The 11637-nt window shown below is 42.1% G+C and carries 14 protein-coding genes; 10 read left to right on the top strand and 4 right to left on the bottom strand.

What is annotated here, in order from left to right:
- Window positions 1-47: 47 nt before the first annotated feature.
- A complete protein-coding gene (galE, locus tag O3601_RS03625) occupies window positions 48-1067 on the top strand; it encodes a UDP-glucose 4-epimerase GalE (protein ID WP_219967046.1) in 1020 nt (339 codons plus the stop codon).
- Between the two features lies 1 nt (window position 1068).
- On the top strand, window positions 1069-2034 hold the full coding sequence (locus O3601_RS03620; RefSeq protein ID WP_371471189.1) for a glycosyltransferase family 2 protein: 966 nt from the start codon (window positions 1069-1071) through the stop codon (window positions 2032-2034).
- A gap of 50 nt (window positions 2035-2084) precedes the next feature.
- Here the strand turns inward: O3601_RS03620 and O3601_RS03615 are convergent, their stop codons facing one another.
- Entirely contained in the window at window positions 2085-2291 is a 207-nt protein-coding gene (locus O3601_RS03615) for a ferredoxin (protein WP_000705155.1), read from the bottom strand.
- Window positions 2292-2336: 45 nt separating this feature from the next.
- Between O3601_RS03615 and O3601_RS03610 the strand changes: the two genes are divergently transcribed.
- The 8 genes from O3601_RS03610 (at window position 2337) to O3601_RS03575 (ending at window position 7930) form a co-directional block, all read left to right on the top strand.
- Window positions 2337-2822, top strand: a complete 486-nt coding sequence (locus O3601_RS03610) for an SAG1386/EF1546 family surface-associated protein (RefSeq protein ID WP_261050896.1) — start codon at window positions 2337-2339, stop codon at window positions 2820-2822.
- 8 nt (window positions 2823-2830) lie between these two features.
- Window positions 2831-3502 carry a (d)CMP kinase gene (gene cmk, locus O3601_RS03605; RefSeq protein WP_000849398.1) on the top strand — a complete coding sequence of 224 codons (672 nt, stop codon included), beginning with the start codon at window positions 2831-2833 and terminating at the stop codon, window positions 3500-3502.
- A gap of 129 nt (window positions 3503-3631) precedes the next feature.
- Entirely contained in the window at window positions 3632-3970 is a 339-nt protein-coding gene (locus tag O3601_RS03600; RefSeq protein ID WP_001061590.1) for a zinc ribbon domain-containing protein YjdM, read from the top strand.
- Window positions 3971-3972: 2 nt separating this feature from the next.
- Window positions 3973-4602, top strand: coding sequence for a Pr6Pr family membrane protein (locus tag O3601_RS03595; protein WP_371471187.1), 630 nt, complete (start codon window positions 3973-3975; stop codon window positions 4600-4602).
- Between the two features lie 126 nt (window positions 4603-4728).
- On the top strand, window positions 4729-5880 hold the full coding sequence (locus O3601_RS03590) for an MFS transporter (protein ID WP_371471186.1): 1152 nt from the start codon (window positions 4729-4731) through the stop codon (window positions 5878-5880).
- A 98-nt stretch (window positions 5881-5978) separates the two neighbouring features.
- Window positions 5979-6728: a tRNA pseudouridine(38-40) synthase TruA gene (gene truA, locus O3601_RS03585; protein WP_371471184.1), complete on the top strand. Its 750-nt coding sequence runs from the start codon at window positions 5979-5981 to the stop codon at window positions 6726-6728.
- Window positions 6718-7491 (top strand): bifunctional hydroxymethylpyrimidine kinase/phosphomethylpyrimidine kinase, encoded by a 774-nt coding sequence (locus tag O3601_RS03580; RefSeq protein ID WP_371471183.1) that lies wholly within the window; start codon window positions 6718-6720, stop codon window positions 7489-7491. Before truA ends, O3601_RS03580 begins: the two co-directional genes overlap by 11 nt.
- A complete protein-coding gene (locus O3601_RS03575; RefSeq protein ID WP_371471182.1) occupies window positions 7469-7930 on the top strand; it encodes an ECF transporter S component in 462 nt (153 codons plus the stop codon). Before O3601_RS03580 ends, O3601_RS03575 begins: the two co-directional genes overlap by 23 nt.
- Window positions 7931-8146: 216 nt before the next feature.
- Here O3601_RS03575 and O3601_RS03570 read toward each other — a convergent pair whose 3' ends face one another.
- The 3 genes from O3601_RS03570 to murT all read right to left on the bottom strand — a co-directional run bounded on the left by O3601_RS03570 (window position 8147) and on the right by murT (window position 11481).
- On the bottom strand, window positions 8147-9229 hold the full coding sequence (locus O3601_RS03570; RefSeq protein WP_371471181.1) for a M24 family metallopeptidase: 1083 nt from the start codon (window positions 9227-9229) through the stop codon (window positions 8147-8149).
- Window positions 9230-9355: 126 nt separating this feature from the next.
- Complete coding sequence (gene gatD / locus O3601_RS03565; protein ID WP_371471179.1) at window positions 9356-10138, bottom strand: lipid II isoglutaminyl synthase subunit GatD; 783 nt, start codon at window positions 10136-10138, stop codon at window positions 9356-9358.
- Window positions 10138-11481: a lipid II isoglutaminyl synthase subunit MurT gene (gene murT / locus O3601_RS03560; RefSeq protein WP_371471177.1), complete on the bottom strand. Its 1344-nt coding sequence runs from the start codon at window positions 11479-11481 to the stop codon at window positions 10138-10140. The genes gatD and murT overlap by 1 nt, the downstream gene beginning before the upstream one ends.
- Window positions 11482-11637 lie beyond the last annotated feature (156 nt).

Raw genomic sequence — 11637 nt, 5'->3', positions numbered from 1 at the left:
ATCAAAAATGGTAAAATAAGAAAAAATCCGAGAATCGAGGAAAGAAGATGCAAGAAAAGATTTTGGTAACGGGTGGGGCAGGTTTTATCGGGACCCACACAGTTATTGAGTTAATCCAAGCAGGTCATCAAGTTGTTGTGGTGGATAACCTTGTTAATAGTAACCGTAAAAGTTTAGAAGTTGTTGAGAGAATTACAGGAGTTGAGATTCCTTTTTATGAGGCTGATATCCGTGATACAGATACTCTTCGTGACATTTTCAAACAAGAAGAACCAACTGGTGTCATTCACTTTGCTGGTTTGAAGGCTGTTGGAGAATCTACCCGTATCCCTCTTGCCTATTATGACAACAATATCGCAGGAACTGTTAGCCTTTTGAAAGTCATGGAAGAAAACAACTGTAAAAATATCATTTTCAGTTCTTCTGCGACAGTTTATGGAGATCCTCATACAGTGCCAATCTTGGAAGATTTCCCACTTTCAGTGACTAATCCATATGGTCGCACTAAGCTTATGCTAGAGGAAATTTTGACGGATATTTACAAAGCAGACTCAGAATGGAATGTAGTCTTGCTTCGTTACTTTAACCCAATCGGAGCGCATGAGAGTGGTGATTTGGGAGAAAATCCAAACGGTATTCCAAACAACCTCTTGCCATATGTGACTCAAGTAGCCGTTGGAAAACTAGAGCAAGTGCAAGTGTTTGGAGATGATTACGATACGGAAGACGGAACGGGTGTTCGTGACTATATCCACGTTGTCGATTTGGCTAAAGGTCACGTTGCAGCTCTGAAAAAAATCCAAAAATGCTCAGGTCTAAACATTTATAACCTTGGAACAGGGAAAGGCTACTCAGTTCTTGAAATTATCCAAAACATGGAAAAAGCAGTGGGACGCCCAATTCCTTACCGTATCGTAGACCGTCGCCCAGGTGACATCGCAGCCTGCTATTCAGATCCTGCAAAAGCCAAAGCAGAACTCGGCTGGGAAGCGGAACTCGACATCACCCAAATGTGTGAAGACGCATGGCGTTGGCAAAGCAAGCATCCAAATGGATTCGAAGACTAAGATGGTGATATCAATCATTGTCCCCTGTTTAAACGAAGAGGAAGTACTTCCTCTTTTTTATCAGGCTTTGGAAGCGTTACTTCCAGATTTGGAAACAGAAATCGAGTATGTCTTTGTCGATGATGGATCAAGTGATGGAACCTTGAAACTCTTAAAGGCCTATCGGGAACAAAATCCGGCAGTGCATTATATTTCTTTCTCACGAAATTTTGGCAAAGAAGCTGCTCTATATGCAGGCTTGCAGCATGCGACTGGAGACCTAGTGGTGGTGATGGATGCAGACCTCCAAGATCCCCCTAGTATGTTGCTTGAGATGAAAAACTTACTAGACCAGAATGCAGATTTAGACTGTGTTGGAACACGAAGAACCAGTCGGGAGGGAGAACCCTTCTTTCGTAGTTTCTGTGCTGATATCTTTTACCGCCTTATGCAAAAAATTAGTCCAGTAGCCCTGCCGTCAGGTGTTCGTGATTTTCGTATGATGAGAAGGTCTGTAGTCGATGCCATTTTAAGTTTGACCGAGTCCAATCGTTTTTCTAAGGGACTATTTGCCTGGGTCGGCTTTAAAACCCACTATCTGGACTATCCAAATGTCAAAAGGCAGGCTGGCAAGACTAGTTGGAGTTTTAGGCAACTCTTTTTTTACTCCATTGAAGGGATTGTTAACTTTTCAGATTTTCCCTTGATTATCGCCTTTGCGGCTGGTCTCCTATCTTGTTTTATTTCTCTGCTTATGACCTTTTTTGTTGTGGTGCGGACTCTCATTTTGGGCAATCCGACATCAGGTTGGACCTCTCTGATGGCTGTTATTCTCTTTCTTGGAGGCATTCAACTCTTGACCATTGGGATTCTCGGCAAGTACATCAGTAAGATTTATCTAGAGACTAAAAAAAGACCACTTTATCTTATCAAAGAAAAAAGCGACCTTCCTGATTTTACAGAAAAAAATAAAGTGAAAAGACTATAATTTTACATGGAAATGTGCTAAACTAGAGGGAGTGGGTTATCGCCATTGATTTAGGCTTCCTGATTTCCAATCAGGGCGCGAGTTGGGCAATTTTTAACAGCCTCTAAGACGTCCTGACTAGGAGAAATTTCTTTTTCCAGTTGGTCAGGGTCATCGTAAAAACGCACGATTCCATTATCGTGGTAATCAAATAAATCAGAATAAGTTTGGCAAAGCCCACAGGCGATGCATCGTTCAGGTATAAGTGTGATTTTCATATTTATATTGTAATAAGAAAAGTAAAAAAAAACAAGGAGTAAGGTATGGCAAAAGAACCGTGGCAAGAAGATATTTATGAAAATCAAGAAGAAACAAGAGCAGGCCGTCGTTCGCGATCACAGGGTGGTGGAGTTATAGCGAATCGTATCTTGACTATTTTAGCAAGTATTTTCTTTGTGATTGTAGTCGTGATGATTATTGTTCTCATCTATCTTTCATCAGGTGGGAGTAATCGCACGGCAGCCTTGAAAGATTTTCACGATTCTGATGCAAATGTAGTACAGATTTCATCTTCTAGTAGTTCAGAGCAGGCATCTTCTAGTTCGGAGGAAAAGGTAGAAGAGTCATCTAGTAGTTCAGAACATCCAACTGATCCAGAAGGGACGACAAAAGTCTTAGCTGGAGAAGGAGAAGCAGCCATTGCCGCTCGCGCTGGGATTTCGATTGCTCAGTTAGAGGCTTTGAATCCTGGGCACATGGCTACAGGATCTTGGTTTGCTAATCCAGGTGATGTTGTTAAAATCAAATAGGAGTTGATATGAAAACAATTCAAATTGCTATTGACGGCCCTGCTTCAAGTGGTAAGAGTACGGTCGCAAAGATTATTGCCAAGGATTTTGGATACACCTACCTAGATACAGGTGCTATGTATCGTGCGGCGACCTATATGGCTCTCAAGAACCAGTTAGGAGTGGAAGAGATTGAGGAGCTTTTAGCCTTGTTGGACCAGCATCCAATCAGCTTTGGGCGTTCAGAAACTGGAGAACAGCTTGTCTTTGTAGGAGATGTGGATATTACCCATCCTATCCGTGAAAATGAAGTGACCAATCATGTTTCAGCTATTGCAGCAATTCCTCAAGTGCGTGAGAAACTAGTTTCTCTCCAACAAGAGATTGCCCAGCAAGGTGGGATTGTCATGGATGGTCGCGATATTGGGACTGTTGTATTGCCACAAGCAGAATTAAAAATTTTCCTAGTAGCTTCTGTTGATGAAAGAGCAGAGCGCCGTTACAAGGAAAATATTGCCAAGGGAATTGAAACAGACCTTGAAACTCTAAAAGAGGAAATTGCTGCGCGTGACTACAAGGATAGTCATCGTGAGACTTCACCTCTCAAACAAGCAGAGGATGCTGTCTACCTTGATACAACTGGTTTGAACATTCAAGAAGTAGTTGAAAAAATCAAAGCAGAAGCTGAAAAAAGAATGTAAATGTAGAAAAGCCGATAGATTGATATCGGTTTTTTCTAAATTTGTCAAAATGCTGATTTTAAGGTATAATAGTTGCTGTTCGAGAAATTTTGATTTTCAAAGAATACTGAATGATTATAAGGAGAAACCATGAACAACCTACCAAATTGCCCAAAATGTAACTCAGAGTATGTCTACGAAGATGGTGCCCTACTGGTTTGCCCAGAGTGTGCTCATGAGTGGAATCCTGCTGAAGTTGCAGAAGTAGAGGAAGGTCTTGTTGCTATCGATGCCAACGGAAATAAATTGGCTGATGGTGATACTGTAACCCTCATCAAGGATTTGAAAGTAAAAGGTGCGCCAAAGGATTTGAAACAAGGGACGCGCGTGAAAAATATCCGCATCGTAGAAGGCGACCACAATATCGACTGTAAGATTGATGGCTTTGGTGCCATGAAACTTAAATCAGAGTTTGTGAAGAAAATTTAAGCATGTCGAAACACTATAAACTTGTATTTTATAGCCGTATCTTCTTGTTTCTAGCGGCTTTTACGGGAGTTTATCTTGAAATCGCCAAGCATGGTGGATTTGGGATGTTGCTCTATTATACGGTTCTGTCAAATCTGTTAGTTGCGATTTTTACGCTCTATCTTCTAAAGGTTATGAGCCGTTTAGGTGAAAATTGGCAAAGGCCAAGTCTCTTGCGCTTAAAAGGTGGAGTCACTATGAGTATCATGATTACCTGTGTGATTTACCATTTCCTATTAGCGCCAATTGCGACTAATTTCTATACCCTAGAAAATTTTCTTTGCCACTATATCGTTCCCCTCTGGTTTTTAGCAGATACCCTCTTTTTTGACAAACAGGGTCAATACAAAATCTGGGATCCAGTTGTGTGGACGATTTTACCCTTGCTGTATATGATTTTTGCTCTTTTTAATGGCTTGGTACTGAAACTTGATGTTCCTAATTCTAAGGTCAGTCCCTTCCCTTACTTCTTTTTGAATGTGAACAAGGGTTGGGATGTCGTGTTCAAGTGGTGTCTGATTATCTTTGTTTCCTATATGGTGGCAGGATTTATCTTCTACTTTATCAAGCAAATCAAGAGAAAATCATCCTAAGACACAAGGGATTCATTTTCGAGTTTAAGAAGGAGTCTATACACTAAAGAGGCTTCTTCTTTTCTTGCTTGTTTGATAACTATCAAAAGAGACAGAAGATTAAGAGAAAATATAGAAAGAGATTTCATGAAACAATTTTTAGAACGGGCCAGTATTTTGGCTCTCTCCCTCGTTTTGATTACATCCTTTTCCATCTCGAGTGCCCTGCCAGCCATGTTTGACTATTATCAAGGATATCCTAAGGAACAAATTGAGCTCTTGGCGAGCTTGCCATCTTTTGGGATCATGATTATGTTACTACTAAATGGTTTCTTAGAAAAAATATTCCCGGAGCGATTACAGATTAGTTTGGGATTGTTAATTTTATCACTGAGTGGAACAGCACCCTTTTGGTATCAAGCCTATCCCTTTGTCTTTGGAACAAGGATTCTTTTTGGTTTAGGTGTTGGGATGATCAATGCTAAGGCAATTTCTATTATCAGTGAACGCTATCAAGGAAAAACGCGTATTCAGATGCTAGGGCTACGCGGTTCTGCAGAGGTTGTTGGGGCTTCTCTCATCACCTTGGCAGTCGGTCAGTTGTTGGCCTTTGGTTGGACAGCTACTTTCTTAGCCTATAGTGCTGGATTTTTGGTGCTGACCCTCTATCTGCTCTTTGTCCCTTATGGAAAAGAAAAGAAAGAAGTCAAGAAAAAAGCGAAGGAAGCAAGTCACTTAACTCGAGAAATGAAAGGCTTGATTTTTACCCTAGCTATAGAAGCAGCAGTGGTAGTTTGTACCAATACGGCTATTACCATCCGTATTCCAAGTTTGATGGTGGAAAGAGGACTTGGAGATGCCCAGTTATCTAGTTTTGTTCTTAGTGTCATGCAGTTAATCGGGATTGTGGCTGGTGTGAGTTTCTCTTTCTTGATTTCTATCTTTAAAGAGAAACTGCTCCTCTGGTCTGGTATTACCTTTGGCTTAGGGCAAATTGTGATTGCCTTGTCTCCATCCTTGTGGGTGGTAGTGGCAGGGAGTATTCTGGCTGGTTTTGCCTATAGTGTAGCCTTGACGACGGTCTTTCAACTTGTCTCTGAACGAATTCCAGCTAAACTCCTCAATCAAGCAACTTCATTTGCTGTATTAGGCTGTAGTTTCGGAGCCTTTACGACTCCATTCGTTCTAGGTGCGATTGGCTTGATGACTCACAATGGGATGTTGGTCTTTGCTATCTTAGGATTTTGGTTAATTGTAACCTCTATCTTTGTCATGTACCTACTCCAAAAGAGAGCTTAGGATTGGTTTCCTAGGTTTTTCTTTTGAGTTTTTTGTACCCAGACAATATTTATTTTAGAACCTTGTCTACAGATTAATTTCTTGATAAAATAGAAGTTATGACGAGATATAAAGCAACTATTTCCTACGATGGTTATGCCTTTGCTGGTTTTCAGCGCCAGCCCCATGCGCGTAGCGTTCAGGAAGAAATTGAAAAAACCTTGACCAGGTTAAATAAGGGGCAAGGTATTACTGTTCACGGTGCTGGTAGGACAGATAGTGGGGTTCATGCCCTGGGACAGGTGATTCATTTTGACCTGCCTTATCAAATGAATGAGGAGAAACTTCGCTTTGCTCTTGACACCCAGTCCTCTGAAGATATTGATGTGATTTCAATTGAGCTTGTGGCGGATGATTTTCATTGCCGTTATGCCAAGCACAGTAAGACCTATGAGTTTATCGTGGATAGGGGCCGTCCCAAGAATCCTATGCGCCGTCACTATGCCACTCACTTTCCCTATCCACTCGATGTGGAACGCATGCAGATTGCAATCAAAAAGCTAGAGGGAACCCATGATTTTACCGGTTTTACAGCCTCTGGAACCAGTGTGAAGGATAAGGTTCGCACCATTACCGAAGCTAGTCTTAGGGTTGATGAGACAGGTCAGTTTTTGACCTTTACCTTTTCAGGAAATGGTTTCTTGTATAAGCAGATTCGCAATATGGTGGGGACACTGCTCAAAATCGGAAATAATCGTATGCCAGTGGAGCAGATTGACCTCATCTTGGAGAAGAAGGACAGGCAACTTGCAGGTCCCACTGCAGCACCAAATGGTTTGTATTTAAAGGAGATTCGTTATGAAGAATAATCGTATTTTAGCACTTTCAGGAAATGATATTTTTAGTGGTGGTGGTTTGTCCGCTGATTTGGCTACCTATACCTTGAACGGCTTGCATGGCTTTGTAGCAGTGACTTGTTTGACAGCTTTGACAGAAAAAGGATTTGAAGTCTTTCCAACTGACGATACCATTTTTCAACATGAATTAGATAGCTTGCGTGATGTGGAATTTGCAGGGATTAAGATTGGTCTTTTACCAACTGTCAGTGTGGCTGAGAAGGCCTTGAACTTTATCAAACAACGTCCAGGAGTGCCTGTGGTTCTGGATCCTGTCTTGGTCTGCAAGGAAACGCACGACGTAGCAGTTAGTGAACTCTGCCAAGAGTTGATTCGCTTTTTCCCTCATGTCAGTGTGATTACGCCTAACCTCCCAGAAGCAGAATTATTAGCTGGTCAGGAAATCAAAACCTTGGAAGATATGAAAACTGCAGCACAGAAATTGCATGACTTAGGAGCGCCAGCAGTCATTATCAAGGGAGGCAATCGCCTTAGTCAGGACAAGGCTGTAGATGTCTTTTATGATGGACAAAACTTTACAGTCCTAGAAAATCCTGTCATTCAAGGGCAAAATGCTGGCGCAGGTTGTACCTTTGCCTCTAGCATTGCCAGTCGCTTGGTTAAAGGTGATGAACTTTTACCAGCAGTAGAAAGCTCTAAGGCTTTCGTTTATCGTGCCATTGCACAAGCAGATCAGTATGGAGTAAGACAATATGAAGCAAACCAAAACAACTAAAATTACCCTTCTATCCCTATTAACCGCCCTTTCTGTGGTTCTAGGCTATTTCTTAAAAATTCCAACACCGACAGGAATTCTAACTCTCTTAGATGCGGGTGTCTTCTTTGCAGCCTTCTATTTTGGTAGTCGAGAAGGTGCTATTGTTGGAGGATTGGCTGGATTCCTCATTGACCTCTTATCAGGCTATCCTCAGTGGATGTTCTTTAGCTTGGTTAACCATGGCTTGCAGGGATTTTTCGCAGGATTTAAAGGAAAAACTCAGTGGTTAAGCCTTATCTTAGCAACGATTGCCATGGTAGGGGGTTACGCCTTGGGTTCTACATTGATGAATGGCTGGGCTGCAGCCCTACCAGATATTCTACCAAACTTCATGCAAAATATGGTAGGGATGATTGTAGGATTTATCCTTAGTCAAAGTATCAAGAAGATTAAGTAATACTCTTCGAAAATCTCTTCAAACCGCGTCAGCTTCCATCTGCAACCTCAAAACATTGTTTTGAGCAACCTGCGGCTAGCTTCCTGGTTTGCACTTTGATTTTCATTGAGTATAAAGAGACTGAGTCAAAAGTCTTTTAAATAAGAAAAACGCATAGTATCAGGTGTTGAAACCTTGATACTATGCGTTTTATTGTGGGAAGATTTTTGAAAAATTTTAATCAAAATAAAGCAAATCTTTGCTGGTGCTTGTAAAGAGGTCAAAGCCATCCTTGGTAACAACACCGCAGTCTTCAATACGAACACCGACTTTACCAGGGATATAGATACCTGGTTCAACAGAGAAGCACATTCCTTCTTCGATGACCATGTCGTTTCCTTCCATGATAGATGGGAATTCATGGACATCCATACCGATACCGTGACCGAGACGGTGGTTGAAGTATTCACCGTAACCAGCTTTTTCGATGACCTCACGGGCAGCGCGGTCCACTTCATGGGCAGTCACACCTGGTTTGATAAAGTCAAGAGCAGCTTGTTGGGCTTCAAGAGTCAAGTTATAAATATCTTTCTTGAAATGGTCTGGTTTACCAACAGCGACTGTACGAGTCATATCTGAAGCATAGCCGTTGACCAGAACACCGAGGTCAAAGAGGAGAAGAGAATCATTTTCAACCTTATTAGCTGCTGGAATACCGTGTGGATTTGCAGCATTATCACCAGTCAAGACCATGGTATCAAAACTCATTTCATAGCCTTCACGTTTCATGGCAAAGTCGATTTGGGCGATGATATCTGTCTCCGTCTTATCAAGAGAAATATTGTCAAAACCAACCTTAACAGCCTTGTCCGCATAGAGACCGGCCACCATCATTTTTTGCACTTCGTCAGCTGATTTGATAAGGCGCATACGTTGGATACGAGGGGTGAGGTTTTCAAACTCAGCAGTTTCAAAGACTATTTTCAAGCCATGATATTTGGTCAAGATGAGATTGTCAAACTCAACAGCGACACGTTTGCAGTCAAGTTGTGGAAGAGCATGTTTCATTTTTTGCCATGGATTTTCAGAATCCACATAGCCCACAACTGGGAAGGAAACAGTGCTGCTTGCACGCTCAACCTCAAGGGCTGGGACAAAGAGGAGAGGTTCCTGATCTGCTAGGACAAAAAGGAACATTTGGCGTTCATGGGGATCACTGTAAAAGCCAGTGAGGTAATTGATTGTGACGGGGTCAGATACGACAGCGACGTCTAGTTTTTCTGATTCAAGATATGTTACGATTTGTTGTAATTTAGACATATGCTACCTTCTTTCTACCCCTCTATTTTGGCAAAAAATGAGAGAAAATGCAAGGGAGAAGGGTAAAAGAAAAGACAAAAAAACTCCGACAAGATAACGGAGTTCTTTGATGTGATTTTTCTTGGTTTAAGAAAAGTCAGCCTTGCTTTTGACATCACTGTATTCTTCAGCGATTTCTTGACTGAGAATGTCCTCATAAGCAGGGAGTTGGATGTCCTGACCATATTTCTTCTTGAGGGCTGTAGTGACTAGGCGATAAGCCAGATTGGCATTGCGAGAGAGAATAGGCCCGTGGAAGTAGGAACCAAAGACATTCTTGTAATGAACCCCTTCGCCGACCTTTTCTTCGTTATTTCCATTTCCATAGACAACCTGTCCCAGTGGTTTTTGGTCATCAGAGAGGAAGGTACGGCCCTGATGATTCTCAAATCCATAGTAGGTTTCATTGAAATCTTCATTATGAATCTTGATGTCACCGATAAAACGGTTATTGGTCTGGTTGAGGGTGTAGTGGCCCATGACCCCTAGCCCTTCGATACGTCTCCCAGAAGCCTCAACATAATATTGGCCCAATAGTTGGAAACCACCGCAGATAGCCAGAACCACACCGTCGTTTTGGATGTAGTTGTCAATGCTCTCTTTTTTAGCAGGTAGGTCGTCTGCAATGATACTCTGTTCAAAGTCTTGACCGCCACCGAAAAAGGCAATGTCGTAGTGACTTTCATCAAAGTCATCATGGAGAGAAACGATGTCAACCGTCACATGGGCTCCCAGTTTTTCAGCCACATACTTGAGCATGAGGATGTTTCCATTGTCCCCGTAGGTATTCATGAGGTTTCCATAGAGGTGGGCAATGTTGAGCTGATAGGGGTAATTGCCAGCTTTTGAGGAAAGTGAAGTATAAACCATTAGTTCATCTCCTTTCTAACAATCTGACGACTAGCCAGCAGTTCGCGGAATTCCAGCATAGCAGTATAGGTAGCCAGAATATAAGCATGCTTGCAGTCTTGGTTCTCGATTGTCTTAAGAACTTGCTCCAGACTACTTGTTTCAGTGATTTTCTCAGCTGGATAGCCTGTCACTCGGAGACGACGTGCAATTTCAGAATGACGAACACCGCCAGCGTTGATTTCAGGGATGTCCATGTCAGTGATTTGTTCAAAATCAGCATCCCAGATCCAGCTTGTATCAATTCCGTCTGCATAGTTAGCGTTAAGGAGGACAGATAGGCTAAATGGATAAGGTGCTAGTTTAATCATCTCGATAGCTTGGGTTGCACCGACTGGATTTTTAATTAAGACAAGGGTACATTCCTTGTCACCTATATGGAAGGTTTCTTGGCGTCCAAAGACAGCACGGCTCTTATCAAATCCCTGCTTGATTAGTTGGGAATCTGCGCCGAGGAAACGGGCGATAGCAACCGCAGCTAAGGCGTTGTAGATATTGTAGAGTCCACCGATTTGAATACCGTACTCTTGGCCGTCTATGACAAAGCGAGAGCGATTGTTGGTCAACTCAACCAGTTTTGTCAAACGATAGTCTAAATAAGGACGTTTACATCCACAACCTTCACAGATATAGGCACCCAAGTTTGCATAGGTATTATGCTCATATTTGAGGATGTCTTGGCAGTCAGGACAGAGAATCCCTTCTGTATTATAGTGAGCCAGCTGGGCTGGGCCTTTCTCCAAGTCAAAACCAAAATACTCTACAGGATTTGGAATAGATGGCTTGTAGAAAAGTGGACTGTCTCCATTAAGAAGAACAGTGGCAGTAGGTACCTTACGAATAGCATCCAAAATCATCTTGTAAGTTGTGTAAATCTCACCATAGCGGTCCATCTGGTCACGGAAGATATTGGTGATAACAAATAAGCTTGGCTGGATATAGTCACAGATACGAGATAGGCTGGCTTCATCGATTTCTAGAACGGCAATATTTTTCCCAGTTTTTGAAGATTTGGCTGTTAAGAAGGTTGTCGCAATTCCTGTGATCATGTTGGCACCGCTTGGGTTGGTCAGAACTTGACCATAAACCTCTTTTAAAATGCCGACAGTGAGGGCAGTTGTCAAGGTTTTTCCGTTGGTTCCAGTGACCACGACAATCTCGTAGCTCTTAGCTAGGTTTTGTAAAATATCTTTATCAAATTGAAGGGCGAGTTTTCCTGGGAGCGTACTTCCACGGCCAAGACGGCTCAAAACGAAGTGGGAAGAACGCCCAGCAAGAAGGCCCAAAGTAGTTTTTAATTTCATGTTTCTATTATATCATAAAAGAGGGAAAAGACGGATTTGATACTCAATGAAAATCAAAGAGCAAACTAGGAAGCTAGCCGCAGGTTGCTCAAAATACTGTTTTGAGGTTGCAGATAGAACTGACGAAGTCAGTAACCATACCTACGGCAAGGTGAA

The sequence above is a fragment of the Streptococcus sp. 20925_1_69 genome (genome assembly GCF_041432365.1).
In the GTDB taxonomy this organism is placed as follows: Bacteria; Bacillota; Bacilli; order Lactobacillales; family Streptococcaceae; genus Streptococcus.
This window is presented reverse-complemented; position numbering and strand designations above follow the sequence as displayed.

What these genes read in the sequence shown, in the direction of transcription:
- galE (WP_219967046.1), top strand. Translation starts at nt 48, where the DNA reads ATGCAAGAAAAGATTTTGGTAACGGGTGGGGCAGGTTTTATCGGGACC.
- O3601_RS03620 (WP_371471189.1), top strand. Translation starts at nt 1,069, where the DNA reads ATGGTGATATCAATCATTGTCCCCTGTTTAAACGAAGAGGAAGTACTT.
- O3601_RS03615 (WP_000705155.1), bottom strand. Translation starts at nt 2,291, where the DNA reads ATGAAAATCACACTTATACCTGAACGATGCATCGCCTGTGGGCTTTGC.
- O3601_RS03610 (WP_261050896.1), top strand. Translation starts at nt 2,337, where the DNA reads ATGGCAAAAGAACCGTGGCAAGAAGATATTTATGAAAATCAAGAAGAA.
- cmk (WP_000849398.1), top strand. Translation starts at nt 2,831, where the DNA reads ATGAAAACAATTCAAATTGCTATTGACGGCCCTGCTTCAAGTGGTAAG.
- O3601_RS03600 (WP_001061590.1), top strand. Translation starts at nt 3,632, where the DNA reads ATGAACAACCTACCAAATTGCCCAAAATGTAACTCAGAGTATGTCTAC.
- O3601_RS03595 (WP_371471187.1), top strand. Translation starts at nt 3,973, where the DNA reads ATGTCGAAACACTATAAACTTGTATTTTATAGCCGTATCTTCTTGTTT.
- O3601_RS03590 (WP_371471186.1), top strand. Translation starts at nt 4,729, where the DNA reads ATGAAACAATTTTTAGAACGGGCCAGTATTTTGGCTCTCTCCCTCGTT.
- truA (WP_371471184.1), top strand. Translation starts at nt 5,979, where the DNA reads ATGACGAGATATAAAGCAACTATTTCCTACGATGGTTATGCCTTTGCT.
- O3601_RS03580 (WP_371471183.1), top strand. Translation starts at nt 6,718, where the DNA reads ATGAAGAATAATCGTATTTTAGCACTTTCAGGAAATGATATTTTTAGT.
- O3601_RS03575 (WP_371471182.1), top strand. Translation starts at nt 7,469, where the DNA reads ATGAAGCAAACCAAAACAACTAAAATTACCCTTCTATCCCTATTAACC.
- O3601_RS03570 (WP_371471181.1), bottom strand. Translation starts at nt 9,229, where the DNA reads ATGTCTAAATTACAACAAATCGTAACATATCTTGAATCAGAAAAACTA.
- gatD (WP_371471179.1), bottom strand. Translation starts at nt 10,138, where the DNA reads ATGGTTTATACTTCACTTTCCTCAAAAGCTGGCAATTACCCCTATCAG.
- murT (WP_371471177.1), bottom strand. Translation starts at nt 11,481, where the DNA reads ATGAAATTAAAAACTACTTTGGGCCTTCTTGCTGGGCGTTCTTCCCAC.